Here is a 24,919-nt window from a genome sequence, read left to right as displayed (position 1 = left end):
TTGATCACCCTTGAGCAACGCTTCTATGCGTTCCTATTTGGCTATTAAGACATTGCAGTTGGCGTTTTTCGTGATTTTTTCACTTGTGCTGCCAAGGAACATCCGTTTGATTCCCTGTTTTCCCGAGCTTCCTACAATAATTAGGTCAGCTCCTTCAGTATCTGCAAATTGACAGATGCTATCTGCTGGTTTTCCTTCGAGAATCTTATAATTAATCTCCATATGATTTTTTTCCACAATTTGTTTAGCGTGCTGTATGGCCTGATCTACGCTGTTAATGACTTTTGAATGAGAGGATGCCGGCGGCTCGTGATCACTAATCGATAATGGCTGAAGCTGCATACCTTCAATCATATTAGCATTTGCCCTAAGGTGCGAGTCTGGTGAAGCAACCTGGGCGTGCTCCAGCTTTTCTTCATCTACATGTGCAAGTAAAAGTTCTGTATTAGGTGTGAGTTGTGACAATTGAATGCCTTTTTCCAGCGCGTTCCTGCTTCCCTGGGAGTCATCATAGGCAACGATGATTTTATTAAATATCATAGACCATCATCCTTTCGTGATATGATAGTTCCTTACCCGATATTTAGTAAAGATAATCACAAATAATTTAAAATTTTTATGTGATTACATCGCTAAAATCCATATCGTTTACGAATATTAATACTAGGGAAAATAAATGTTAAAGCTTTAATTCTTAAATATTCAAGGGAACTAATTTGAATACGATAAGCATCATGGGAAGAGTTTGGAGGAAATATGCAAAAAAAATCTAAGGTATCCAAGTTAAAAGGAATATGGAACAAGTTCCATATTACGCAAGTCATGTTATTGTCATTATGTTTATTTACATTGTGCTCATTATTAGTTATTTACCCATTTTCCAGTAATGCTGATATCAGTACTATCGAAACGGGGTTATCTCAGCCGACAATTATCTATGATAAAAATGGCGATCCAGCCAGTTCAATATCGGCTAACAAAAATGAGGGGGTCGCAATTTCTGATATACCTGAAAACTTGAAACAAGCGGTCATTGCTATTGAAGATCATCGTTTTTATGATCATAACGGTGTGGATTACAGAGGGATTGGCAGAGCTTTCGTCAGGAATATACAGGCAGGTCAAGTGGTTGAGGGCGGGAGCACAATCACACAACAACTAACTAAAAATGCATTGCTTACATCAGAAAAAACATACGGCAGAAAGATTGAGGAAGTTTTCTTGGCGCGTGAAATAGAAAAGAAATATTCGAAGGATGAAATTTTACAAATGTATTTGAATCAAATCTATTTTGGTGAAGGTGCGTATGGTGTGAAACGCGCAGCAAAAAAATACTTTGGCAAAGAAGTGCAGGATTTAACAGTAAGTGAATCTGCGCTGCTTGCTGGATTGATTAAAGCACCATCTACAATTAATCCATATAAAAATGAAGCAAAGGCTCTGGAAAGAAAAAATGTTGTTTTAAATCAGATGAACCAGCATGGTTTTATTTCACAAGATGAGCTTCAGAAAACAAAAGGCGAAGAGTTAGTTTTTAAGGATGGGGGCGGAGATCCTCTGAAAGGATTGTTTCCGTACTATGTGGATGTCGTGTTGGAAGAGGCAATGGAAAAGCATGATTTAACTCTTGATGAATTGCTGACAAATGGTTATCACATATACACAGAGCTTGATCCCAGCATGCAATCAATGGTGGAAGAAACGTATAAGAATGATTCATTATTCCCTAACAGTACTGGTGAAAGACCTGTGGAAAGTGGAGCGCTATTCATAGATCCAGCAACAGGGGGAATCCGGGCCTTATCGGGCGGCAGAGGCGAACATACACTTTTAGGTCATAACCGTGCTATCCATCCTGTTGGACAGCCAGGATCGACGATGAAACCAATTGTGCCTTATGCGGCAGCAATCGAGGATGGTTGGAAGATTACGGATGTGCTTAAAGATGAAAAAATGGAGTTCGGCGATTATGCACCAAATAATTATGGCGGCCAATATAAAGGTGAAGTTCCAATGTATGAAGCCGTGAAGGATTCTCTTAATTTGCCAGCTGTTTGGCTGCTTAATGAAATTGGAATTGATAAAGGGACAGAAGCAGCAAGAGGTTTCGGTTTCCCAGAAGATGTGATTAACCCTAATCTTGGACTAGCATTAGGTGGTACAAGTAAAGGTGTTTCACCGCAGAATATGGCAGAGGCATACGCTGTTTTTGCGAATGAGGGAATGAAGACAGAGTCTCATACTATTAGCAGGATTGAAAATCAAGAGGGGAATATCATTGCTGAGTGGGAAGACAAACCAGCTGAAGTGATCTCTAAAGAAACTGCAGATCAAATTACGACCATGCTGCTTGGAGTAGTGGATCACGGTACGGGAAAAGCAGCCAAAATTCAAGGCAGAGAAATAGCAGGTAAAACAGGATCAACTCAACTGCCAATTGAAGGGACAACAGGGACAAAGGATCAATGGTTTGTCGGATATACACCACAGCTTGTCGGGGCTGTATGGGTTGGATATGATAAATCGGATAAAGATCACTATTTAACGACGACAAGCAGTGAAGGTACTGCACCTTTATTTAAGGAAATGATGTCAAAAGCTTTGGCGAATGAAGAAGTAGCTTCTTTTAATGTCTCTAAGATTGATGGGCTTATCCAGAAAAGGCAGCAACAGGAAGAAAGAAAGGCACTTGAGGAAGCCATCAATGAAGAAAAAGAGCGCTGGGATAACTGGTTTCAAAGAGGTAGAGAGCGCTGGGACGGTTGGTTTAGAAGAGATGGAGAATAAAAATAGCGCACAGCATCATTAATTGCTGTGCGCTTTTATGGATATATGGTTAAGATCATTGCAATTGGTAAGTTCTTGATCAAGTTAACCAAGTAATAAGGGCGCTGACAACAACGATTAACCCGATGATCATTAATATTGTACGAATCATTTATATTCACTCCTGTTTATATTAAATTTGGATTGTTTGGTATTGATGGATTGCTCTTTCCTTTGTGATTTTCAAATCTGCCACTTGAGTGGTGCAGAGTGCTTCCATTTTATCTAATTGATATTGGACGTCAGTACCTTCAACAATGATTTTTAATTTTGAGTTTGGTTTGACCATAAGGAGAAATGATACTACTCTAGAAAGATTTGAGCTATCAACAGCCTTTTGCTCGTTTAATAGATAAACAGTACCGTTGAATTCCTTTGCTGATTGATAAATATCAATCATTTTTTTCATAGTGAACTTTTTACTTACTGTTACATTAGCGGATATAATCTTTTTATTCATAATTTATTGTTCTCCTCACTTTGTGACCTAAGTTATTGTTATCGTTAATAAATAGTTACCCCAACTCCATAAATATAAAACCTTTCTCTTTTTACAAAGAAAGAAAAAATAAAAGGCAGTGAACGATTTTATTATTTATTCGTCTTATCTATATGAAAAAGGGATAGAAGTGAAAGTGAGTGTGAGAGCCGTGGAGGAAAAACAACTAATAAGAAGAGCAAAAAAGGGCGATCAACTTGCATTTGCCAAGCTTTTTCAAGAGAATTATCCCATTTTATTTAAATACTTAATAAAAGTAACCATGAGTGCAGAGCTATCAGAAGAACTTACACAGGAAACCATGGCAAAGGCCATTGAAAAAATGCATGTTTTTCATGAGAGATCTAAATTTTCTACTTGGCTCATATCAATTGCGACTAATCTTTATATCGATTTTCAAAGAAAGGCAAAGCGTGAAAGGAACTGGAAAGCACAAGAGGATGCTTACCGTAAAATGAAGTGGCAAGTTGAAAGCAATAATGAAGATTGGAATGACGCATTAACGGAGCTTGGCAAGTTGCCTGAAGGCCACAGGGTTCCCATCGTGCTGAAGCATTATTATGGTTATTCGTACGATGAGATTGGCGAAATCATGAACATATCTTCAGGAACAGTGAAGTCAAGAGTGCATAATGGGATTATGGCGGTCAGAAAGGGGATGAATATTAATGAAGAAGACTGAAACAAATACTGAGATGAAGGATGAAGTAATAGAAGAGCTTACAAAAGGGTTGGACTCCCTCGATCAGCAAGCTGAGATCGATGTTCCAAATATCAATTGGTTTGAGAACTATGTAGCGGAGCAAAAATTAACTCAGCGAAAAAGGTTAATAAAGGATTTATGTGTATTTGCGATCGTCGCTCTTTTCGTTTTAAGTACAGTCTTGTTTACTCTCTATCAGCAGCCTTATATCTTTCTCTCGATTCAGACGATTTGCATTGTATTTATAACTTTTTATACAATCTTCCGCTATAAGAAGAAGGTGAAGAGTGAATGATTGATGAAAATGTTACTTTCGTTATCATTACTGTAGGCTTCATCTTAATTTGCCAGAGCCTATTTCTGTTTATGGATGCAAGGAAGCATGGTCATAACTATTGGCTTTGGGGAATCATTGGCCTGATTCAAGCACCGATGCCAACACTATTTTACCTTACCTTCGTTCGTAAACTATGGATGAAAAAAGAGAAAAGAAATTGAAATTACTATCGATAGACAGTAAAGTGAATGCCTTATGATTTTGCCGAAAAGAGAGAATAAACGAAAACCGCATAAAAATTGGCGGTTTTTTTTGTGTGCTCCATAGGTCATTTAGCTTGTGGTGCTTTTGAATACAGAAAAAGAAAAGTTCATTGCTGTGCAGAGATAATAAAGTTGTTTACTTTACAATAAAGTCCTTTGAAAAATAATAAAGTTGTTTAATTCTTATAGAACTAACGGAGCAGGTTAGTTGAACAATATGATATAATCATTGTAAAAAAATGGAGGGTGCTGTATGGCGATTTATATATGGGAAGATATTGAGAATGAAGGACTGGAATTTCTGGAATTAAACGCACATTTAGATAACTATTAGAAATGATTGAAAATTTTGAGTCTTATCCAATTAAAGATGAGATGGCAGATTATTTAGAGTCTTATGTAGAACATTTTCAATTACCTTATCAACTAGGTGTGAAGGTTAAAAAGGTGGAAAAGCAAGATTATTGCTTCACTGTGCATACATCACAAGGGACTTTACAGACGAATGAAGTAGTTGTAGCTTCGGGTGCTTTTCAAAAACCGTATGTTCCGTCTGTAATTGAAGTGATGTTTCTATATCCCATTTACATACCTCCGAATACAAAGATTCATCGTCATTAGATAGTGGTTCTGTAATGGTTGTAGGAGGTGGCAAAGGGTTGTTTGTGGTATCTTTATGTAAAAAGGAAAATGACATTTATGTTAACTTTAATAAAAGATTGGGGAATTATTTAATAAAGGTATGGGTGTATTAATGGATATAAAAACATTATGGGGTTTAAGGGTTCAAGAATATTATAGAAAAATGTTCAGGTACTATTCAATAATTGGTGCAAGTGTTTTTTATTTTTTTCTGATCATTAGTAGTATTTTAATTTATTTTTTTAATTTATTTCTACAGTGGATACCTCCTCAAATATCTGTTGAAGTCATCTTATCACTATTAGTAACCTACATTTTAAAACGGACAAAAGTACGGACTTTTGTTAAAAGGGCAGATATACTCTTTTTGTTGCCATTAGAATGGCGGTTAAAGCCTTATTTTATTAAATCACTTATATATAGTTTTGTTATTGATGTTATTAAATTGGTAAGTTTCATAACTGTTTTTTTATCCCTATTTTTGCACACAACTAATATAAATCTTCTCTTTCTTTTTTTTATAGTGGGGATTGTTGTTTATAACATTTTAATGAAGTGGATTGAACAATGGTTAGAGAACCATGTACAACTTGTGTTACATAGGTTGAATAGGTTTTTTTTAATATATTTAATGTGTTACTTTTTGTTTAAAAATGACTGGATTTATGTACTTATATTAATGAGTATAAATCTCGTCTATTTAATTAACTTTATAAGAAAAAAAAGAAATTTGAATTGGCAGTGGCAAATAGATGAAGAAGAAAGTGCCTTATTAAGAAATTTTAAATTTATTAACTTTTTCATAGATGTCCCTAATCTTAAACGTTCTTTTCGGCGTAGACGATTGCTCACAATGATTCTGCAGAGGTGTATCCCATATAGTCAGAGTAGTACATTCGTATATTTATACTCACACTTGTTTGTAAGATACAATGATTACTTTTACCTTTATTTAAGACTGACTGTAATTGGCATATTTGTTAATTATGCTATGCCAGCAAGTGGTTGGATCTTTAATCTCCTCATTTTATTTATGACTGGATATCAAGTAATTCCTTTACAACATGAAATGAAAGAAAGTGTATTACTTTATCCTATTTCAAAATCTCAGATAAAAGATTCTTTCTTAAAGTTTGTCTTGGTCATACTATATGCACAATTTTTTATTCTATATTTCGCAATGTTCATGCATACTTCTAATGCTAACTTATTCAATCTTGTAATTGGAAGTTTATTTGTTTATGTATTTGTATATTTTTTTGTATCAAAGAGAGTCAATGTCTTAGGAAGTACCTTTAAAGAATAGCGTGGTATTCAACTAACGGGGGCTTTAGTTGAATAAGAATTAAACAACTTTATTATTGATTTTTAAGTACAAACACCATTAAAAGGATAGGAATTAAAACAACTTTAAAGAGCCTTACTACAATAAAATGTAGCAAGGTTCTTATATTTTCATATTAAAATTAAATAACTTATTAATCACTTTACAATTGCAAACCATTTAAAGTTCATGAAATAGGGAAATGAATACAATATAGAAAAAAGTTTAAGGAGGTATTCATTTGTCTGATTATCGTATTGAAAAAGACACTTTAGGTGAAGTAAAGGTTCCGGTAGATAAATACTGGGGGGCACAGACTGAACGCAGCAGAAATAATTTTAAAATAGGGATTGAAAAAATGCCTCAGGAACTGATTTATGCGTTTACGGTTGTTAAAAGATCAGCAGCCATTGTTAATTATGAGCTCGGAAAGCTTGCAGAACATAAAAAAACAGCCATTGTGACAGCTTGTGATGAGGTGTTGGCTGGGCAATTTGATAGCCATTTTCCTCTGGCTGTTTGGCAAACAGGAAGCGGAACACAAACGAATATGAATGTAAATGAGGTAGTGGCAAGGAGAGCAAATGAGCTTTTGGAAGAAAATGGGGAAAAGGAAGGTGTTCATCCAAATGATGATGTAAATATGTCACAGAGTTCAAATGACACATTTCCCACTGCCATGCATATCGCGTCTTTAAAAGAAATAACAAATGATTTGTTACCATCACTGCAAAAGTTAAAGGAGACAATTAAAGAGAAGGAAAATGCTTATCAATATATTGTGAAAATTGGCAGAACGCATCTTCAGGATGCAACCCCCCTAACATTAGGGCAAGAAATGAGCGGCTGGCGCTACATGCTAGAAAAAAATGAAAAAATGCTACAAGATGCAAAAAAATATTTAGAAGAACTTGCTATTGGAGGGACAGCCGTAGGAACTGGGATTAATGCCGATAAAACATTCGGTGATAGAATGGCAAAGGAAATCTCTAGGCACTCAGGTATTGTGTTTATTTCATCACCAAATAAATTCCAGGCTCTTACTAGTCACAGCGAGATGGTTCATGTTCATGGTACATTAAAAGGATTAGCTGCTGATCTCATGAAGATAGCTAATGACGTAAGATGGTTAGCTAGTGGACCAAGAAGCGGAATCGGCGAATTAACTATTCCTGCGAATGAACCAGGTAGTTCAATTATGCCAGGCAAGGTAAATCCAACTCAAAGCGAAGCATTGACAATGATAGCCTGCCAAGTGTTCGGCAATGATGCCACAATAGGATTTGCTGCAAGCCAAGGGAACTTCGAACTTAATGTTTATAAGCCTGTGGTCATTTATAATATGTTACAAAGCATTAAAATACTTGCGGATGGCATGATGTCATTCAATGATAGATGTATAGCTGGATTGCAAGCCAATGAAGACATAATTAAAAGTTATGTTGATCAATCTTTAATGTTAGTTACTGCCCTCAATCCCCATATTGGTTATGAAAAGGCAGCCGAAATTGCTAAGCTGGCTTTTACAGACAATTCGACTTTAAAGGAAGCAGCACTTAAAACAGGCTACATCAATGAGGAACAGTATCAGGAATGGGTCGTACCAGAAAAGATGATATAAAAAAGATAAGCCCCCTATGAATAGGGGGCTAGTCCATATTATGAAGTTTTCTTAATTAAAATTTGCCGCCGCCAAGTTGTTGTTCAGCCATTTGCACAAGACGTTTTGTAATTTCTCCACCAACTGATCCGTTTGCACGAGATGTTGTTTCTCCACCTAAGTTTACACCAAATTCGTTTGCAATTTCATACTTCATTTGGTCTAAAGCTTGAGATACGCCTGGTACTACTAGTTGGTTGCTGCCTGATTTGTTTGCCATGTGTGAACACTCCTCGTGATTTTTTTATGGTTTGGGTTAGCTGGAATTGCACCAGCACAATGTGATTGTACCTTCAAGGTTAACCCATCGGTAAGAGTGAAGCGTGTTGGTGAATTGCTGTTTGTACTCTCTATTATGTTTGATTTCTTAAAGTTTATTCTCTGAAATAGTAAGGGAATTATTTCCTTTTTTTTGTAGAGATTTTAAAACATGATTTCTTTGTTTTCTTGCTTTTTCATGTTCTAATAATCGGATTAGAACACGATTTCTTCGTTTTCTCGCTTTTTCATGTTCTAATAACCGGATTAGAACATGATTTCTTCGTTATCTTGCTTTTTCATGTTCTAATAACCGGATTAGAACATGATTTCTCCGTTATCTTGCTTTTTCATGTTCTAATAATCGGATTAGAACACGATTTCTCTGTTTTCTCGCTTTTTCATGTTCTAGTAACCGGATTAGAACACGATTTCTCCGTTTACTTGCTTTTTCATGCTCTAATAACCGGATTAGAACACGATTTCTCCGTTATCTTGCTTTTTCATGTTCTAATAATCGGATTAGAACACGATTTCTCCGTTTTCTCGCTTTTTCATGTTCTAATAACCGGATTAGAACATGATTTCTCCGTTATCTTGCTTTTTCATGTTCTAATAATCGGATTAGAACACGATTTCTTCGTTTTCTCGCTTTTTCATGTTCTAATAACCGGATTAGAACATGATTTCTCCGTTATCTCGCTTTTCCATGTTCTAATAATCGAATTAGAACATGATTTCTTCGTTATCTCGCTTTTTCATGTTCTAATAATCGAATTAGAACCTGATTTCTTCGTTATCTTGCTTTTTCATGTTCTAATAACCGGATTAGAACATGATTTCTTCGTTATCTTGCTTTTTCATGTTCTAATAACCGGATTAGAACATGATTTCTCCGTTATCTTGCTTTTTCATGTTCTAAATATCGGATTAGAACACGATTTCTCTGTTATCTTGCTTTTTCATGTTCTAAAAACCGGATTAGAACACGATTTCTTCGTTTTCTTGCTTTTTCATGTTCTAATAATCGAATTAGAACATGATTTCTTCGTTATCTCGCTTTTTCATGTTCTAATAATCGAATTAGAACACGATTTCTTCGTTATCTTGCTTTTTCATGTTCTAATTTTTTCATGTTCTAAAATCTATATGAAGAAGATCTTTATTTTTTTATAATTAAATAAACACCCTTTCAATAAATTTTTTTCTTTTTTCATGAAAATGTTATAATAGATAAAATGGATTATTAATGGCATGAGAGGTGAGCTAATGGAGTACTCACAAGATATGAAAAACCGATTAAAAAGATTGGAAGGACAAGTACGAGGCATTTTACGTATGATGGAAGAGGAGAAACATTGCAAAGATGTAGTCACTCAACTATCAGCAGTTCGATCTGCTGTTGATCGCACAATGGGATATGTCGTTGCGAAAAACCTTGAAGCGTGTATTCGCGAAGCAGATGCAGAGGGTAAAAATGCTGAGGAAGCGATTCAAGAAGCAGTGAATATGATTGTAAAAAGCAGATAATTATCTTGAAAGCATCCGAGTAAATAACATATAAATAAAAAAGAAGATGGGTTTATGCATAGACATAAATCCATCTTCTTTATAAATTCAATTTAAATTTTGGTTCCTGAGCTTAATCTGAAGTGTGCGGCGGATCTTCTTCTGGCAGGTCACGGGCTTCTTCTATGTTTGACTTGCCTCCGCGGACTTGAACAAGTCCCCCTGCCATGCCTTCATTGATGATGCGATCAATATCTAAGTAGGCTTCGTTTCTACCTTCATTTTCGATGTCTTTTTTTACATCTGGCTCTCTATTATCAGACATACAAAATCACTCCTATTATAAGAAATTAGTCTTATATTTCCAAATAAAGGAGAGATTTATTCAGTTACTTAAAGAGAAGAAAGGATAAAATTTCTATTGGAATAATGCCAAGCTCCAACGCCTATCAACTTCAGGTCTCCTCCTTTTCGAAAAGTCAACATCGGTTCGCTAGTGCTCACCGTGTTTCCTATAGCTCAGTCGAAGCCCTTCTGCGTTTGTACGGTAATGAGCAGGGCGCCCACGCATTTCTAATTATCATATACATGAAAAAGCATCAGTTCATGAATTTGGCTTTTAACTTGTTCTATATTAACTGCTTCAGGTGCACCCGATGTCCACTCTATCTTTCCATCTGGGTGATATACCCCGTTATACTTCTGTTTATGAAAGTAAAAGGAAAATTTCCAGCCTGGTAGCTGCTTGTTATCATATAATGGCTTGAATTGAAAATGTGTCAGCATTGTCTTCTCCCCCTTCAATTTATTGTACATGTTTTAATATGAAAGCCCAAGCGCTTCATGTAATATATTTTGAAATCTGTTTATGAATTGTCCTTTTTGGGGATTAACTAAATATAGATGTAAAAGTTCATGAAGGGAGGATGTAGAAAAATGAAAAACAAATTTGCCTTTACGACCATTGCCCTTGGTGCAGCTTACTTATTAAGAAACCCTAAAGCACGGAAAAAATTAGTCAAACAATTTGAGTCATTAAGAAGGTCATAACAGAAAAAAATGGTGATCAGGAATTCAAATCCTGAACACCGTTTTTTATTCATACTCACTCAATTCGAAAAATAATTGAGATAATAAGTGAATACGTTTTTTTTCAATCTCTGTTTCATCAAAACTCATTGGCTTTGAATTGACTTCATATATATAATAATCACCTTGATGAGAGATACCAGCATCAATGGAAAATTCTCCGAAGAAGCCATGACTTTCTGTAAGAATTCTGCCAACCTCTTTTACAATAGAGCGGAAAAATTCATCATGGGTACTGGTTTGAAACTGTTTATAAGGTATAAGAACCCCGCCATTAGGAATATGTGTGGTTACTTCCTGTGACTGTGATTGCCGAATGCCAACACCTGTAAGAATATGTTCATTGCCATTGTAGTGAGCGAGAATACGAAAATCATAGCGGTGGCCTTCATTCAGCGCAGGTTCAATGGCTTTTTGTGCTATATAGGTTTTTTTTTGCAAAGGCCTTTTCTGCTCTTCCCAAAATTCGTCAAAATGAGAATAAACAACAGTCTCTTTAACCCCTTCTAATTTAACCTCTTCATTAGGAAGGAAAGTCAGGAGATAAATACCTTTTCCCTTCGAACCAAGTGCAGGCTTTAAATAAACTTTTCCATTTTGTTTAAGAAACGTATTTAGAGTATTTTTCTTTGGATTAAGAATGGTTTCAGGTAAGTAAGTCTTTAAAATGTTCGATTTATTAAAAACATTATACAAGTTAAATTTATCTAGGAAGCCAGGGTTGAAAAACGGTATACCCTTTTTGCTAAAGAATTCTGCAGCTTCAATAAAGCTCTCCACCGCTTCCTGTTTTCTAAATGGGACCCGGTTATAAACGATATGTGGAAGAGGGCAGGTGACAGGCACCCATTGATTATGATTCGGTGAATAGAGAAAGCCTTTTACAGTTTCTTCACTGAGATTATCAGCTGTGAACACTACTGTGATTCCTTGGTTTTTTAATACTTCTTTTTGCAATGCAATAAAGAGGGGGCCATTTCCTGCTAAGGATTCTTTCTTTCCTTTACCTGTTAGGATACCTATAATTGGCCCAGCATTTTTATTGCAGGAACGAAGTTCAAACTGCAGCCAATTCTTTGCGGGTGCCTGCACTTTAATCAAAGGTATTGAGTTGCTCCCCAAAAACAAATCCTCTAAGCTATACCATTGATTCTTCTTTCTATCATAAAAAGCTTTCATCTAAAAATTTCCTCAGGCTTAGTTAGCATTTGCTCTGTTAAATAGATTGAAAAGGCTAAGGAGAGTTTTCGTGTCAGCAAATCAAATTCTTTCAGTTGCGGATGTTTAAAGATGGATCTTCCTGGCTTAGAGTTGGCTTCAAACAACCAAACCCTTCCGTCACGATCAAGTCCAAGGTCGAACCCAATTTCTCCGAGAATCCCTTCGATATTCTCATCCAGTGCTTCGCTTAAAATTAAAACGGCTGTCTTCAATTTTTCAGTGGCTGATATCTTTTCTGCATCATTATCAAAAATCTCACTCATTGATTTAATGACTCCTCCACTTTTCACATGAGTTGTTACACTGCCTGCGCCGGCAATTTTCGCTGCCATTGCTGTTACGTTCCAATTTCCGTCTTCATCTTTATTCGTATGCACTCGAAAATCGATGGGGCGCTGGTCTTTTCTTAATAAATATATCCCTTGCTGCACAAGCATGCGAGTTAGCTTCTTACCGCCAAATACATGCTTCATTAATGCTTCAAGTGATGGATATTTTCTTAAAATATTTTTATCCACCTTATGATCTCGATATCGGCAAAAATAGGTATGCTCATGCTTATCATAAATGATTTGATGAATCCCCAGACCAAGACTACCATTAACGGGCTTTATATACACATGACCATAGTCGGAGAGCATTGTTTCTATTGCAGAGAGTGAAGTGAAGGGCTGTGTTTCAGGAAGATAGCGTGTGACTTCATCCTCTTGCTGTAGCCGTTCATATATATCCATTTTGCTGAAAAAGCCTGGATTGTACCATGGAATTAAGTATTCTGTTTGTAAACGATTTTTCACATTTCTCAATTCCTCTTGCCGTTCACTTTTACGGTTTGGCAGTCTGTCATAGATAACATTTGGAAATGGGACTTCAATGGTTCTCCATCCCTCAAGATGATAAAACAAGCCCTTTATTGTTCCTTGCTCCCAGTCAATATGTTTTTCACCGAAGACAAAAGGGAGTGCACCGACATTCTTGCTGACTGAAAGAAGCTTGGCAAAGAACATAGACCTTTCTCCAATGGGTCTCATAGGAAAAGGGGTAAACCCGGAGGTGAAAATACCTACTAAAGGACCAACCAGCATCGTTTCATTTTCAATAAATAGATGGAGGGGGATCTTTATGGTTGGAATTTTAAGTTCTTCTGCAATATCCTTGCTAATTGTTATGGTCATTCGACTATCAGGCTGCTGTTTGAACTTAGCATCAATTGCCACGGTGCCAAAAGCAATTTTATATAAGGCTGTGTCTAAGTTTAGCTGATGTGGGAGGAAGACCGACCCTGAATGTTCATCTGATATATCAATTTGATATCTATTTCTCATCCTGTTTATCTCCCTTCAAGCGCGTCAGTTGACACCAAGGTTTTTCCGTATAAAAACGGTGCAGAATATAAATCATCTGCTAGATCAGGTCTTGTTTCAAGGACAAGCTTTCTGCCTGGCTTTGAATTGATATCAAGAATCCAAATGGCACCATTGCTTTCAATCCCAATATCTACACCAATTTCAAATAATGGCGGAAATTTATTGTCCAATATTGCGGGAAGTTTAGCTAAGATTTCTTCTAATTCTGCGCTTAAAAATGTTTGCTGATTTGCTGGAATAGTTTGAAGCCAGACTTCATAGGGTGAAAACTTCCCGCCTGCACTTATATTTGATATGATTCCGCCTTCACTCCCAGTGCGCATTCCTCTTGTTAATTCTCTCCATGTTCCAGCTTCTGTTTTTTGCATAAATATTCTTAGGTCAAATGGTTGATTGCACTCGTTTTGTAAGTATAAGTACGGTTGAATGAGATAGCGATATTTTCTTGTCAGTTTTGCTAACCAATTAGCTGCTGCCTGGAGTGAGAGTGTATGTGCAATATGATTAGTTTGCTTATCGGTTTTAATAAGAAAGTGATTATCGTACTTTTCTATTACATATATTCCTTTTCCTTGAGAGCCATCTATTGGTTTCAGCACAAGCGGTTTTCCGGTAGTTAATTGTTTTATGAAGTCCTTTGTCGAAGTGAAGGGCTCAGACTCTGGTAAATATGGTGAAATAGCTGTTTGCCTTAGCTCTTTATATAATTCAAGCTTGTTGGGCAGCCCAATCCCGAGAAAACGGCTTTGATGGTTTGTTTTCATCCAACTGACGATTGCCTTGCATTGCTGTGAATGAAAGTCTTCCTGATAGAAACAGCGATCATACAGGAGAGAAGGTAAAGGGAAATTACAAGCCTCCCATTTTAAGGTTGCTGGATTGAAATATTCTCCAGAAATCAATTGAGTTGCAGGGTTAATATCAGTTGGTATAAAACGATAGCACTTAATGTCATGTTGGTTTGCCCGCTTTGCCATTTCATTTATATAGGTTTGTTCACTTCTTTTACTCATTGTCATGATTCCTAGTGATATCATCATCAGAATCCTCCCTTGTCACTATTTTTGAAAAAGCGAGAAATGTACAGTATTCGACAAGTGCTTTTGCAGATGGACGGACTTTGTTAAGGGAATCTTCGCTTTGTTTGGATGGCTTTGAGTTTGCCTCAATAATCCAAAGGCCGCCTGCCTCATCCACGCCAATATCAATTCCTAACTCTGCAAATAATCCGCACGTTTTCTGATCGATAAGAGATGAAGCCTCTGCAGCTAATTCTTTCATTAAGGCTAGCTGCTGAATGGCTGTTTTACGATCAAAAAGCTGTGTAAGTAAAGAAAGGGGCTTCATCATTTCACCGCCCTTAGCAAGATTTGAGACAAATTGATTTTCGCTGGAAATTCTGGCAACCGCGGAAGTTGCTTTCCAAATCTCTTGGAAATTTTTATGGCAAAGAACGCGAAAATCTAGCGGTCTATTCTTGTAAGTCAATAATGGAATGGCTTGTTGTACAATATATTGCCTGTCTTTACTGTCACGATAAAACTGGCGAATGAACTTTTCCGGCGTTTCATAAAGTCGTGTACCTCCGTTGTTGGTACATGAAGAGTATTCAGCTTGATAGCGGTTATTCACCTCTGTAAGCCGAATAATTTGTCTGCCTTGACTGCCATGAATCGGTTTTATGAATAATGAAGAGTATTTTGCTATGAAATCAATAATTGTTTCTTTATTGGCTCTGGCTGTATCTGGAAGATGAGGCTTTAAATGGATCTCAGAGATTAAAAGCTGATGAACATCTTCCTTTGATAGAAATCTGTCATTGAATAGAGGGATATTGTGCTGATACAGCAGTTCTTTTAAACGTGAAAGACTTTTGGTAGCTTCAAGCTTTCGAGAGTGTATGCGGTTATAAACAACATCAGGCAATGGAAGATCTGCTTTTACCCAATCATCTTCTTGTAAGTAATAACCGTAAATTTTTTCCTGAGTAACATCTTTTGGATGAAATACGAAAAAAAATCCTCCAATATCAGAGACTACTTCCTGTAATTCGTGGCAAAATGAATGGATGGAACGGAAGTTAGGCTGCAAATTCTCATCACTTTCGTTTAAGTCAGTTAACAGCCCAATGACAGGACCAATGGTTAAACTATGATTTTTTTGGGTATACGAACCGATGAGCTTGATATTTAATAAAGGTAATAGAAGCTCTTTTTGCAGTCCTTCGCTAAAAAACACTTCATCCTTTGTTAAAGGACTGCATTCAATCATTACTTGAAGTTTTATTTTTCCGAAACTCACTGTTAAGGGTCTACTCGTAGGTATGTTCCAGTATTGTGCCAGTGAATAGCTCATTAATAGTCGGTGTTCTTCAATGTTTTGAAACGAGGTGGCCGGTTTAATCGTAATTGGTATGAAAGAGATGCTCATAGTCATTCCTCATTTGCTCGTCAATGCGTGTGGATATATAATGAAAAAATAGGCGAAAGCTGATACGGTATCGTATGTGATGCAGTCTAAAAAGGTGATTTTCGCGCTGCTGCACTCAAGAAAGGTAGAGGACTTAATGGAAATTTTAACAACCATCATATTAATGGCAGTTATTGGAGCGATAGTTGGCGGATTTACTAACTATTTAGCAATCAAAATGATTTTTAAGCCATACCACCCGATTTATTTAGGGAAATGGAGGCTCCCATTTACGCCAGGATTAATACCAAAGCGCCGCGACAAAATGGCAGACCAAATGGGTGATTTAGTTGTCAACCATTTATTAACAGCTGAGAGTATCCAAACGAAATTCTTAAATTCTAATTTTCAAACGGAAATGACAGTGCTTGTCCAAAATGAATTATCAAATGTACTAACATCAGAGAGGACCTTAAATGAGGTATTAGAGGGCTGGGGACTATCTGAAGGACAAATGAAAACTGAACAGTATTTGAACAATTGGATTGAATCAAAGTATGATGAAATGATGGGCACTTACAGGGATCAGCCGCTTAAGAATGTTTTATCGCCAGAGCTCATTGCAAAAGGGGAAGAAAAGATTCCAGTCATAAGCAGGCTGATTATCACTAAAGGGGTCGATTACTTTTCCAGTGAAGAAGGTAAGATTCGTATTCAAAGAATGGCAGATGATTTTGTCAGCGGAAGAAGTGGCATGCTGAGAAATATGCTGCAAATGTTTTTAGGAAATGTAAATCTTGCAGATAAAATCCAGCCGGAAATTGTTAAGTTTTTGAAAAATGAAGGTACAGCTGATATCATCACGGCTTTATTGATGAAAGAGTGGCATAAGCTGCTTGAAAAAGATACAAGTTTGATTGAAGAGCAATTGGAGAAAGAGAAAATCATAAGAATTATTAAAGGTTTTAGCTATAAGGTCATCAATATGCCTGTTTTATTCCATTCATCTATTTCTGAGCTCACGGTGAAAATCCGTCCGTATCTTATTGATGAGTTGACACCTAAATCAATTTTACTCTCTAGTAAATGGATTTCAGGTAAAATTGAAGGCTTAATGAAGAAGCTGCGCTTAAACGAAATTGTTCGTGAACAAGTCAGCACTTTTTCCGTTCAAAGATTGGAAGAGATGGTATTCTCCATCATTAAAAGTGAATTAAAAATGATTACCTTTTTAGGTGCATTTCTTGGAGGTTTAATTGGGGTTGTCCAAGGTGTAATTGCTGTTTGGATTCTATGATAAGGGTAACTGCTCGATTTCCTTATCATAGTCTGTTATAGTGGTAAGAACGTTTTAGAGATAAGGAGTGTTATTTATGGCAGTAAATTTACATGATTCAGCCTATGAAATGGAAAAAGTCATTCGTGAGAGTGATGAATACACAGCACTAAAGAAAGCATTCGATGAGGTTAATGCAGATCCTTCTGCTAAAGCAATGTTTGATAATTTCCGAAATGTTCAAATGGAGTTACAGCAAAAACAAATGGCAGGTCAGCAAATTACACAAGAGGAAGTTGACCAAGCGCAAAAAACTGTTGCCCTTGTTCAACAGCATGAACAAATTTCAAAGCTCATGGAAGCTGAGCAACGCATGAGTATGGCAATAACAGAATTAAATAAGATTATCATGAAGCCTTTAGAAGACCTATATGGGTCAGCTGAATAACTTCTGTGGTAAAAAACGATCGTAAAGTTATTGCGATCGTTTTTTATTTGCCTGGATAAAATGAAAAATAAATATACATGCTCCCTATATTGTTCTAATTCACATCCTAGTGTCATAAAAGTGAGATAAGGACAATTTTCACCAGGAATAGGGGGCAAGAAGATGATTTATCGTCTGCTAGCTTTAAATATTGATGGAACACTTCTGCAAACAAATGGAAGGCTCCACAAGTCAACTAAAGAAGCGATAGAATACGTGCAGCAAAAAGGAATATATGTAACCCTTGTGACTTCAAGAAGCTTTCCCTCTGCTAGGAAAGTTGCCAAAGCGTTAAAATTAGATTCATTACTTGTCACCCACCGTGGGGCATATATTGCAGGATCTTTAGAGAAGCCAATCCTCGTCAGACGTATTCCTGAAGAAATCACTTATGAAATTGTACGGCTTCTAGAAGGATTCCCATGTCAGATTAGATTAGTACACGAAAAATTTGCCTTAGCTAATAAGTCTAAGCTTAATCATAATATGTTGGCTAAAACGGTTTTTACTTCTGGAGATCCTGTGTTTTATTCACAGCAATTTGTAGAATCATTAAGTGAAACAATCATCGAGGAACCAGTGACACCGCCAAAAATTGAAATTTATTTTGAGCATCCTGAAGATCTCGTCGATGCACAAGCAGCCATTTCCGCATTATATGATGAGGAAATTAGCACCATTGTATTAAATGATTTGCGTTTGGATATTGTTCATGATGGCGTATCTAAATTGAACGGCTTGCTTTACTTAGGCGAGAGACTGGGCATTAACAGGCACGAAATGGTAGTCATTGGGGATGAACTGGACGATTTAGAAATGATTGAAGCAGTTGGCTTAGGGGTTGCGATGGGGAATGCCCCAGCTGAAGTGAAAAAAGCAGCTGATTGGCTGACAAGAACGAACGATCAGCAAGGTGTAACTTATATGGTAAAAGAACATTTTAGAAAACAGCACCCGATTCAGTTTCTAAGAAAAATGAATCTTTTGAAATGAAAGGCCGATGACTATCATCGGTCTTTTTTCTGATTTGAAGGAGATCGCTGTGATAAATAGCCTGTTTTATGAATGAATCAAAAAGTAAAAGCAGCTTATTTCCTTAGGTTCCATTGTTGACCTTAAATAGGCAATTTTGTACACTTAAAGAAGTTTGTCAAAAACAATCTGCTGTCGACCGATTGTGAGGCAGCCTGAATATATATAAAAGGTGATAACTTTGAAATTATTAATAACTGGTTTACATGATGAGCGTTTCTATAGAACGCTCCAATTAATTGGGGATTTGTTTTTTGAAGAATGTGTGATAAACCTCGAAAAAGCTGATGATGAAAGAGACCTCACCCTGGCATTTCATTTAGAGGCAGGGGATCAAGTAAAAGTACAGGTGAATCTGTTTGATCATGAAGGCAATGAAAAATCAACATCATATGTGAAGGCAATGCAGCCTGTAGAAACAGAGAAAGAAAGATTCAATCAACTGAAATACGCTGTGTCCCATGCATATTTAACTGTTCTGCAAGAGTGGACAGGAATGGTGCAAAAATGGGGGATATTAACCGGAATACGTCCTACAAAGCTGCTTCATCGCCATATGAAGGCTAAGACGGCTAAGGAAGAAGCACACAAGCAGCTCAAAGATGATTATTTGATTACTGACGAAAAGATCGAATTAATGCAAAGAATTGTGGATCGTCAGCTTGCAGTCGTTCCTGATTTATATGAATTGAGAGATGAGGTCAGTATTTATATTGGCATCCCTTTCTGCCCGACAAAATGTGCTTATTGCACATTCCCGGCGTATGCAATCAATGGTCGTCAAGGCTCAGTCGATTCGTTTCTTGGCGGACTACATTATGAAATGAGAAAAATAGGCGGATGGCTGAAAGAAAACAATGTAAAGATCACAACCGTTTATTACGGTGGAGGTACGCCAACTAGTATCACAGCTGAAGAAATGGATATGCTGTATGAGGAAATGTATGCTTCTTTCCCTGATGTTGAGCAGATCCGCGAGGTTACAGTGGAAGCAGGAAGGCCTGATACCATTACTGAAGAGAAGCTGGAAGTGCTGAAAAAATGGAATATTGACAGAATCAGCATCAATCCGCAATCATACACTCAAGAAACGCTTAAGGCAATCGGAAGACATCATACGGTTGAAGAAACGATAGATAAATACCACCTGGCACGCAATATGGGTATGAATAATATCAACATGGATTTAATTATTGGACTTCCAGGTGAGGGGGTAAAGGAATTCGCGCATTCTCTGAGTGAATCTAAAAAACTCATGCCTGAATCTCTTACTGTTCATACACTTTCCTTTAAGCGCGCCTCTGAGATGACAAGAAATAAATCTAGATATAAAGTAGCTGAACGTTCTGAAGTAGAAGAAATGATGAGCATGGCTGAAGAATGGACGAAAGAGCATCAATATGACCCATACTATCTTTATCGTCAAAAAAATATTTTAGGGAACCTTGAAAACGTGGGGTATGCCCTGCCAAATCAGGAAAGCATTTATAATATTATGATCATGGAGGAGCAACAGACCATTATCGGTATTGGCTGCGGGGCAGCAAGTAAGTTTATTCATCCTGAGACTGGAAAAATTAATCATTTTGCTAATCCAAAAGATCCTAAAACATATAATGAAAGTTTTGAAGCATACACAGAGAAAAAGCTGAAAATATTAAATGAGTTATTCGATAAGAAAGAATCGCATGCTTAATATCTTAAGCTTCCCTTGTGATAAGGGAAGCTTTTTTTTTTGCCGAGATAAGTAATTTCAATTGATTAACAAAAATATTATTTAAAAGAAGGAGATGTCTGATTAAAGAAGAATGATATAGGTACAAAAGATCATTAACTTCTACGATATTGGATGTAAGCGCTTTACCAAAGGAGGAATGGAATATGATGAATACACCTTTGACAATGACGCAAATGATCAACAGAGCAGAAATATTTTTCCCGAAAAAAGAAGTTGTATCAAGAACGGAATCGAGAACACAAAGATTTACTTACAAAGAAATCGCGAACAGGACAAAAAGACTTGCAGCAAGCCTAGAGGGGCTAGGTGTGAAACGGGGAGATAAGGTCGGAACGATGGCATGGAATCATCATCGTCACCTTGAAGCCTACTTTGCAATACCTTGCAGCGGCGCAGTCCTTCATACCATTAATATTCGCTTATCCCCGCAGCATATCGTTTATATTATTAATCATGCGAAAGATAAAGTGTTATTAATTGATGCGGATATTGTCCCGTTAATTGAAAAATGTCAGGATCAGCTTAGGACAGTCGAAGCATTTGTCATTATGACTGATGATGATGAGCTTCCTGAGACTAGTTTGTCACCTGTTTATCATTATGAAAAACTTCTTGAAAATGCGGATAGTGAATATGCTTATCCAGATGATCTAGATGAAAACGCCGCTGCAGGAATGTGCTACACATCTGCAACGACAGGTAATCCAAAAGGTGTCGTTTATTCTCACCGTGCCATTGTTTTACACAGTATGGCAATAGGAATGGCAGATAGTGCAGCTGTAAGCGAGCAGGACGTTGCAATGCCAGTTGTACCTATGTTTCATGTCAATGCTTGGGGGCTTCCGTTCGCGGCAGTCTGGTTTGGCACAACATTAGTTATGCCAGGCCCTTACTTCACGCCAAAGCTGCTAGCAGAGATGATCCAACAGGAAAGAGTAACAATCACTGCAGGCGTGCCAACAATATGGCTCGGCCTGTTAAAAGAATTGGAAGAAAACACTTATGACATGAGTTCCTTAAGAGGAGTGCTTTGTGGTGGTGCTGCTGCTCCAAAGGGGTTAATTCGAGCGTTCGAGGAGAAGCACAAAATACCGTTCATGCATGCCTATGGAATGACGGAAACCTCTCCATTAGTCGTTATATCGACTCTAAAAAGCTACCAAAAGGAGCTTTCATATGAAGAGCAGTTGGATATTAAAGCTAAACAAGGTGTCCTCGTTCCTGGTCTTGAAATGAAAATCATGGGAAGCAAAGGCGAAGTGGCATGGGATGGAAAGGAAATGGGCGAACTATGTCTGCGGGGACCATGGATTGCCTCAGAATATTATGATGATGAAAGAACAGCTGATTCTTTCCGAGATGGGTGGCTCCATACAGGTGATGTTGTTTCAGTTGATGGGGAAGGCTTCATGAAGATTGTTGATAGAACGAAAGACTTAATCAAGAGCGGGGGAGAATGGATTTCCTCTGTAGACCTTGAAAACACCTTAATGGCCCATGAAGCTGTCTTTGAAGCGGCGGTCATAGGTGTTCCCCATGAACAATGGCAGGAACGCCCATTAGCATATGTGGTATTAAAGGACCCATATAAAGGGAAAATATCACAGGAAGAGCTATTAGAATTCCTGAAGCCGCAGTTTGCCAAGTGGTGGATTCCAGATGATGTTATTTTCATTGATGATATTCCAAAATCCTCAGTCGGTAAATTCTTAAAAAGAGAACTAAGAGATATGCAGCAAAAGCAATTATCTAATAGTGAAAACTAGTTATGAGATGAAGCAGCCATTGGCTGCTTTTTTTATTGTAAAAATGGAAAGGTGAAGAAGCGTATTGAGTATCGCATTTATTAAGTTTTTCTCTTATATATCTTGAAATAAGTACCGCGAAATATGGCGAAAAAACCAATTTTTTTGTTAAAAATTGCGAAAATATAGAATTTTTATTTATAATAAGACTATGAAACCTTAAGGGGGAGATTGGTTTGGCAATCGATTATGTAACTGAAACGGTAAATTTAACAGTTGAAGGCAGAGTAGCAACAATCGAGATGAATAGGCCTGAATCTTTGAATTCATTGAATGTTGATATGATTAAAGGTTTAGCATCAGTAATGAAAGAGGTTAGTAATACAGAAGAAATAGATATTGTGGTACTAAAAGGTGCTGGTCGAGCTTTTTCATCCGGAGGTGATATTAAAACCATGCTTTTAGAGGCGAATGAAAGCGATTTCCCTCTTGTAATGGACGCAATTAATGAAATGGTTGTAACTTTGTATAGCATGCCGAAACTGACGATCAGTGCAGTGAAAGGTGCAGCAGCAGGCCTAGGCTTTAGCTTGGCACTTGCAACAGATTATGTTTTGGCAGATAAACAAAGTAAATTAGCAATGAATTTCATCGGTATTGGACTGATTCCTGACGGCGGATCTCATTTCTTCCTTGAGAGCAAGCTTGGGGAAGATAAAGCGAAGCAGCTTATTTGGGAAGGAAGGCCAATGAAGGCTGAGGAAGCGCTGCAAAAAGGTCTTGTTCATGAAGTGGCTGAAGGTGATTTAGATGAAGCCCTTCAAGTTAAACTACAAGCATGGCTTAATAGCCCTGTTCAAGCAATGATCAAAACGAAAAAAATTCTAGCCGATAAGAACCGTCCGCTACTATTAAAAGTGCTCGAGCTTGAAAAATTAGGTCAGGCGCAAATGCGCAGAACAGCTGACCATAAAGAGGGCATCGATGCTTTTATCCAGAAGAGAAAACCAGTTTTTAAAGGAGAATAGTGTAAAGGGGAAGAGCCTTGTGCTCTTTCTTTTTTTGTGGGAGTGATTAAGAAAAGGTGGCGAGTGACTAAAAAAGGGTAGTGAGTGACTAAAGAAGGTTATAACTGACCCAAAAAACCATCAAGCAGTGGGAGTGTAAGATAAACTGTGTAAGTAAAAGAGCGTTCGACTTTTACTGCGCATTTTTATTTGTTTTTGGAAGGATAAAGAGAATAAGAATGGGATGTTTTTTACATGTCTAAAACTAAGCGTGACCTCAGTCCGTTGAGTTAGCGAATCTCATCTAAGAGAAATATCAACCGAAGACGGTGGATGAAATGAAAAAGGCGATAAATGATATCTTTGGCCCAATGTTTGAATCCATGTTAAAAGGTGAAATGAATCACCATATAGGTTATGATTCAAATGATAAAAGCGAGAAGTCTACGACAAATAGTCGGAATGGATATGGAAAGAAAATGCTTAAGACAAGCTCTGGGGAAGTCCATATTCAAGTTCCGAGAGATCGTGAATCGATATTTGAACCGCAGCTTTTTCCGAAACGAAAAAGAGATGTTTCTGCCATTGAAGATAAGGTATTAGCTATGTATGCACGCGGAATGTCTCACGTGATGTTTCCTCCACGATTGAAGAGATCTATGGATTTTCTATTTCCCATGAGATGATTTCGGATATGACTGATCAAATTCTACTCGACCTAGAAGAATGACAATCCAGACCTTTAAGTCCGAGTTACGCCCTCTTATTTGTGGGCTGTATGGTTACAACGTTTCGTAATCAATATGAGATGTGTATGGAGCTCCAAGTCAAAAGGCTAGCGAAAGTGCATTCGAGTCATTTTTCCAACAGTGGTCAGCCTATCCTGGGGCAGTAGACGTATGGATTCGAAATAGGAATCATGTAGAACAGCTTTTTGATTATGGGAGTGCGATAAGAAAAATTATGTATACGACTAATGCAGTGGAAAGCATTCATGCCAGCTTTCGAAAAGTAACCAAAAAAGGAGTATTCCCCCATGAGAATGCCCTATTCAAGTTACTCTATTTACGTATTCAAGAACTAGAAACGAAATGGGGAGGTGGACATATACAAAATTGGTCAATGGTCATGAATCAACTCTTTCTATACGAAAAGCTGAAAGAACGTGCCCTTACCTACCTAGAATAATTTACACACTTAATTTGACAGACCCAAATATCTAATAAAAACCATCTAAAAAGGATGGTTTTCGTTTAAATCATTTTATTATCTGTGAAATAACACCAATTTACCCGCAGGAGATGAGCATCGATGTGTTTTTTCATCGAGTTGTTTTTCTTTAAGCATTCTTTCACCGATTCCTTTTGCTTCAGTGTCATCCTCTGCTTGGAATGCTTCATCAAGTATTTTTTCACCATTCGCTTCAAATGCAGTAAGTTTGTATGTTTTCATTGGAGAACCCCCTAATAATAAAGATGCGAAAATTCAAATAGTTACTATTATTCTTACATAATTTCTTGAAATGTGCAAAATATAATTTGTAAATAAATGAACCTTTTCTACAGTTCAATCGTAATAGTAATGAGA

General features: G+C 37.1%; 26 protein-coding genes and 1 pseudogene. 17 read left to right on the top strand and 10 right to left on the bottom strand.

Annotated elements, in window-relative coordinates:
- Positions 1–33 precede the first annotated feature (33 nt).
- The gene (locus J2S17_RS04070; RefSeq protein ID WP_307472161.1) at positions 34–540 is read right to left on the bottom strand and encodes a universal stress protein; all 507 of its coding nucleotides are present in this window, start codon (positions 538–540) and stop codon (positions 34–36) included.
- 216 nt (positions 541–756) lie between these two features.
- Here J2S17_RS04070 and J2S17_RS04065 point away from each other — a divergent pair, with 216 nt between their 5' ends.
- Positions 757–2,787, top strand: a complete 2,031-nt coding sequence (locus J2S17_RS04065) for a transglycosylase domain-containing protein (RefSeq protein WP_307472159.1) — start codon at positions 757–759, stop codon at positions 2,785–2,787.
- A gap of 172 nt (positions 2,788–2,959) precedes the next feature.
- Here the strand turns inward: J2S17_RS04065 and J2S17_RS04060 are convergent, their stop codons facing one another.
- Positions 2,960–3,286 carry an HPr family phosphocarrier protein gene (locus J2S17_RS04060; protein WP_307472158.1) on the bottom strand — a complete coding sequence of 109 codons (327 nt, stop codon included), beginning with the start codon at positions 3,284–3,286 and terminating at the stop codon, positions 2,960–2,962.
- Between the two features lie 118 nt (positions 3,287–3,404).
- Between J2S17_RS04060 and sigY the strand changes: the two genes are divergently transcribed.
- From sigY to fumC, 6 genes are all read left to right on the top strand, one after another.
- The gene (sigY, locus tag J2S17_RS04055) at positions 3,405–4,007 is read left to right on the top strand and encodes an RNA polymerase sigma factor SigY (RefSeq protein ID WP_307472156.1); all 603 of its coding nucleotides are present in this window, start codon (positions 3,405–3,407) and stop codon (positions 4,005–4,007) included.
- Positions 3,994–4,323, top strand: coding sequence for a YxlC family protein (locus J2S17_RS04050; protein ID WP_307472154.1), 330 nt, complete (start codon positions 3,994–3,996; stop codon positions 4,321–4,323). The genes sigY and J2S17_RS04050 overlap by 14 nt, the downstream gene beginning before the upstream one ends.
- Positions 4,320–4,526, top strand: coding sequence for a sigma-Y antisigma factor component (locus J2S17_RS04045; RefSeq protein WP_307472152.1), 207 nt, complete (start codon positions 4,320–4,322; stop codon positions 4,524–4,526). The genes J2S17_RS04050 and J2S17_RS04045 overlap by 4 nt, the downstream gene beginning before the upstream one ends.
- 378 nt (positions 4,527–4,904) lie before the next feature.
- The gene (locus J2S17_RS04040; protein WP_307472150.1) at positions 4,905–5,189 is read left to right on the top strand and encodes an NAD(P)-binding domain-containing protein; all 285 of its coding nucleotides are present in this window, start codon (positions 4,905–4,907) and stop codon (positions 5,187–5,189) included.
- Positions 5,190–5,310: 121 nt separating this feature from the next.
- Positions 5,311–6,516 carry an ABC transporter permease gene (locus J2S17_RS28805; protein WP_370874942.1) on the top strand — a complete coding sequence of 402 codons (1,206 nt, stop codon included), beginning with the start codon at positions 5,311–5,313 and terminating at the stop codon, positions 6,514–6,516.
- Positions 6,517–6,775: 259 nt separating this feature from the next.
- Positions 6,776–8,155 carry a class II fumarate hydratase gene (fumC, locus tag J2S17_RS04035; protein WP_307472148.1) on the top strand — a complete coding sequence of 460 codons (1,380 nt, stop codon included), beginning with the start codon at positions 6,776–6,778 and terminating at the stop codon, positions 8,153–8,155.
- A 55-nt stretch (positions 8,156–8,210) separates the two neighbouring features.
- Here fumC and J2S17_RS04030 read toward each other — a convergent pair whose 3' ends face one another.
- The gene (locus J2S17_RS04030; protein WP_307472146.1) at positions 8,211–8,414 is read right to left on the bottom strand and encodes an alpha/beta-type small acid-soluble spore protein; all 204 of its coding nucleotides are present in this window, start codon (positions 8,412–8,414) and stop codon (positions 8,211–8,213) included.
- A 15-nt stretch (positions 8,415–8,429) separates the two neighbouring features.
- Between J2S17_RS04030 and J2S17_RS04025 the strand changes: the two genes are divergently transcribed.
- The 3 genes from J2S17_RS04025 to J2S17_RS04015 all read left to right on the top strand — a co-directional run bounded on the left by J2S17_RS04025 (position 8,430) and on the right by J2S17_RS04015 (position 9,982).
- The gene (locus J2S17_RS04025) at positions 8,430–8,579 is read left to right on the top strand and encodes a hypothetical protein (RefSeq protein ID WP_307472144.1); all 150 of its coding nucleotides are present in this window, start codon (positions 8,430–8,432) and stop codon (positions 8,577–8,579) included.
- 62 nt (positions 8,580–8,641) lie between these two features.
- Complete coding sequence (locus J2S17_RS04020) at positions 8,642–9,628, top strand: hypothetical protein (protein ID WP_307472142.1); 987 nt, start codon at positions 8,642–8,644, stop codon at positions 9,626–9,628.
- Positions 9,629–9,721: 93 nt separating this feature from the next.
- On the top strand, positions 9,722–9,982 hold the full coding sequence (locus tag J2S17_RS04015) for a metal-sensitive transcriptional regulator (RefSeq protein WP_307472140.1): 261 nt from the start codon (positions 9,722–9,724) through the stop codon (positions 9,980–9,982).
- Between the two features lie 112 nt (positions 9,983–10,094).
- On the opposite strand, the gene J2S17_RS04010 is transcribed toward J2S17_RS04015, so the two are convergent.
- The 6 genes from J2S17_RS04010 to J2S17_RS03985 form a co-directional block, all read right to left on the bottom strand.
- Positions 10,095–10,286 carry a hypothetical protein gene (locus tag J2S17_RS04010; protein WP_307472139.1) on the bottom strand — a complete coding sequence of 64 codons (192 nt, stop codon included), beginning with the start codon at positions 10,284–10,286 and terminating at the stop codon, positions 10,095–10,097.
- Positions 10,287–10,534: 248 nt separating this feature from the next.
- On the bottom strand, positions 10,535–10,747 hold the full coding sequence (locus tag J2S17_RS04005) for a YheE family protein (protein ID WP_307472137.1): 213 nt from the start codon (positions 10,745–10,747) through the stop codon (positions 10,535–10,537).
- Between the two features lie 309 nt (positions 10,748–11,056).
- Complete coding sequence (locus J2S17_RS04000) at positions 11,057–12,229, bottom strand: YheC/YheD family endospore coat-associated protein (protein WP_307472135.1); 1,173 nt, start codon at positions 12,227–12,229, stop codon at positions 11,057–11,059.
- Positions 12,226–13,596 (bottom strand): YheC/YheD family endospore coat-associated protein, encoded by a 1,371-nt coding sequence (locus J2S17_RS03995; RefSeq protein ID WP_307472133.1) that lies wholly within the window; start codon positions 13,594–13,596, stop codon positions 12,226–12,228. Before J2S17_RS03995 ends, J2S17_RS04000 begins: the two co-directional genes overlap by 4 nt.
- A gap of 5 nt (positions 13,597–13,601) precedes the next feature.
- Complete coding sequence (locus J2S17_RS03990) at positions 13,602–14,678, bottom strand: YheC/YheD family endospore coat-associated protein (protein ID WP_307472131.1); 1,077 nt, start codon at positions 14,676–14,678, stop codon at positions 13,602–13,604.
- The gene (locus J2S17_RS03985; RefSeq protein WP_307472129.1) at positions 14,644–16,068 is read right to left on the bottom strand and encodes a YheC/YheD family endospore coat-associated protein; all 1,425 of its coding nucleotides are present in this window, start codon (positions 16,066–16,068) and stop codon (positions 14,644–14,646) included. The genes J2S17_RS03990 and J2S17_RS03985 overlap by 35 nt, the downstream gene beginning before the upstream one ends.
- Before the next feature lie 79 nt (positions 16,069–16,147).
- On the opposite strand from J2S17_RS03985, the gene J2S17_RS03980 reads away from it, so the two are divergent.
- The 7 genes and pseudogenes from J2S17_RS03980 to J2S17_RS03950 all read left to right on the top strand — a co-directional run bounded on the left by J2S17_RS03980 (position 16,148) and on the right by J2S17_RS03950 (position 24,520).
- Positions 16,148–17,344 (top strand): DUF445 domain-containing protein, encoded by a 1,197-nt coding sequence (locus tag J2S17_RS03980; RefSeq protein WP_307472127.1) that lies wholly within the window; start codon positions 16,148–16,150, stop codon positions 17,342–17,344.
- 76 nt (positions 17,345–17,420) lie between these two features.
- Positions 17,421–17,771, top strand: coding sequence for a YlbF/YmcA family competence regulator (locus tag J2S17_RS03975; protein WP_307472126.1), 351 nt, complete (start codon positions 17,421–17,423; stop codon positions 17,769–17,771).
- 162 nt (positions 17,772–17,933) lie between these two features.
- Positions 17,934–18,803 carry a Cof-type HAD-IIB family hydrolase gene (locus J2S17_RS03970; protein WP_307472124.1) on the top strand — a complete coding sequence of 290 codons (870 nt, stop codon included), beginning with the start codon at positions 17,934–17,936 and terminating at the stop codon, positions 18,801–18,803.
- A 220-nt stretch (positions 18,804–19,023) separates the two neighbouring features.
- Positions 19,024–20,538 (top strand): coproporphyrinogen III oxidase, encoded by a 1,515-nt coding sequence (locus J2S17_RS03965; protein WP_307472123.1) that lies wholly within the window; start codon positions 19,024–19,026, stop codon positions 20,536–20,538.
- Between the two features lie 185 nt (positions 20,539–20,723).
- Positions 20,724–22,346, top strand: coding sequence for a long-chain fatty acid--CoA ligase (locus tag J2S17_RS03960; protein ID WP_307472121.1), 1,623 nt, complete (start codon positions 20,724–20,726; stop codon positions 22,344–22,346).
- Positions 22,347–22,561: 215 nt separating this feature from the next.
- Positions 22,562–23,353, top strand: a complete 792-nt coding sequence (locus tag J2S17_RS03955) for an enoyl-CoA hydratase (RefSeq protein WP_307472119.1) — start codon at positions 22,562–22,564, stop codon at positions 23,351–23,353.
- Positions 23,354–23,587: 234 nt separating this feature from the next.
- A pseudogene (locus tag J2S17_RS03950) lies at positions 23,588–24,520 on the top strand (transposase).
- Between the two features lie 78 nt (positions 24,521–24,598).
- Here the strand turns inward: J2S17_RS03950 and J2S17_RS03945 are convergent.
- Positions 24,599–24,784 carry a YhzD family protein gene (locus J2S17_RS03945; protein ID WP_307472117.1) on the bottom strand — a complete coding sequence of 62 codons (186 nt, stop codon included), beginning with the start codon at positions 24,782–24,784 and terminating at the stop codon, positions 24,599–24,601.
- Between the last annotated feature and the right edge of the window lie 135 nt (positions 24,785–24,919).

The organism is Cytobacillus purgationiresistens, assembly GCF_030813235.1.
Taxonomy (GTDB): domain Bacteria; phylum Bacillota; class Bacilli; order Bacillales; family Cytobacillaceae; genus Cytobacillus; species Cytobacillus purgationiresistens.
This window is presented reverse-complemented; position numbering and strand designations above follow the sequence as displayed.

Excerpts from the sequence above, each read along its gene's own strand:
- J2S17_RS04050 (WP_307472154.1), top strand. The coding sequence starts at position 3,994 with ATGAAGAAGACTGAAACAAATACTGAGATGAAGGATGAAGTAATAGAA.
- J2S17_RS04010 (WP_307472139.1), bottom strand. The coding sequence starts at position 10,286 with ATGTCTGATAATAGAGAGCCAGATGTAAAAAAAGACATCGAAAATGAA.
- J2S17_RS04000 (WP_307472135.1), bottom strand. The coding sequence starts at position 12,229 with ATGAAAGCTTTTTATGATAGAAAGAAGAATCAATGGTATAGCTTAGAG.
- J2S17_RS03945 (WP_307472117.1), bottom strand. The coding sequence starts at position 24,784 with ATGAAAACATACAAACTTACTGCATTTGAAGCGAATGGTGAAAAAATA.
- J2S17_RS04070 (WP_307472161.1), bottom strand. The coding sequence starts at position 540 with ATGATATTTAATAAAATCATCGTTGCCTATGATGACTCCCAGGGAAGC.
- J2S17_RS04030 (WP_307472146.1), bottom strand. The coding sequence starts at position 8,414 with ATGGCAAACAAATCAGGCAGCAACCAACTAGTAGTACCAGGCGTATCT.
- J2S17_RS28805 (WP_370874942.1), top strand. The coding sequence starts at position 5,311 with ATGGGTGTATTAATGGATATAAAAACATTATGGGGTTTAAGGGTTCAA.
- J2S17_RS04060 (WP_307472158.1), bottom strand. The coding sequence starts at position 3,286 with ATGAATAAAAAGATTATATCCGCTAATGTAACAGTAAGTAAAAAGTTC.
- J2S17_RS03970 (WP_307472124.1), top strand. The coding sequence starts at position 17,934 with ATGATTTATCGTCTGCTAGCTTTAAATATTGATGGAACACTTCTGCAA.
- J2S17_RS03975 (WP_307472126.1), top strand. The coding sequence starts at position 17,421 with ATGGCAGTAAATTTACATGATTCAGCCTATGAAATGGAAAAAGTCATT.
- J2S17_RS04065 (WP_307472159.1), top strand. The coding sequence starts at position 757 with ATGCAAAAAAAATCTAAGGTATCCAAGTTAAAAGGAATATGGAACAAG.
- J2S17_RS04015 (WP_307472140.1), top strand. The coding sequence starts at position 9,722 with ATGGAGTACTCACAAGATATGAAAAACCGATTAAAAAGATTGGAAGGA.
- J2S17_RS04005 (WP_307472137.1), bottom strand. The coding sequence starts at position 10,747 with ATGCTGACACATTTTCAATTCAAGCCATTATATGATAACAAGCAGCTA.
- J2S17_RS03985 (WP_307472129.1), bottom strand. The coding sequence starts at position 16,068 with ATGAGCATCTCTTTCATACCAATTACGATTAAACCGGCCACCTCGTTT.
- J2S17_RS04045 (WP_307472152.1), top strand. The coding sequence starts at position 4,320 with ATGATTGATGAAAATGTTACTTTCGTTATCATTACTGTAGGCTTCATC.
- J2S17_RS03995 (WP_307472133.1), bottom strand. The coding sequence starts at position 13,596 with ATGAGAAATAGATATCAAATTGATATATCAGATGAACATTCAGGGTCG.
- J2S17_RS04040 (WP_307472150.1), top strand. The coding sequence starts at position 4,905 with ATGATTGAAAATTTTGAGTCTTATCCAATTAAAGATGAGATGGCAGAT.
- J2S17_RS03990 (WP_307472131.1), bottom strand. The coding sequence starts at position 14,678 with ATGATGATATCACTAGGAATCATGACAATGAGTAAAAGAAGTGAACAA.
- J2S17_RS03980 (WP_307472127.1), top strand. The coding sequence starts at position 16,148 with ATGCAGTCTAAAAAGGTGATTTTCGCGCTGCTGCACTCAAGAAAGGTA.
- J2S17_RS03960 (WP_307472121.1), top strand. The coding sequence starts at position 20,724 with ATGATGAATACACCTTTGACAATGACGCAAATGATCAACAGAGCAGAA.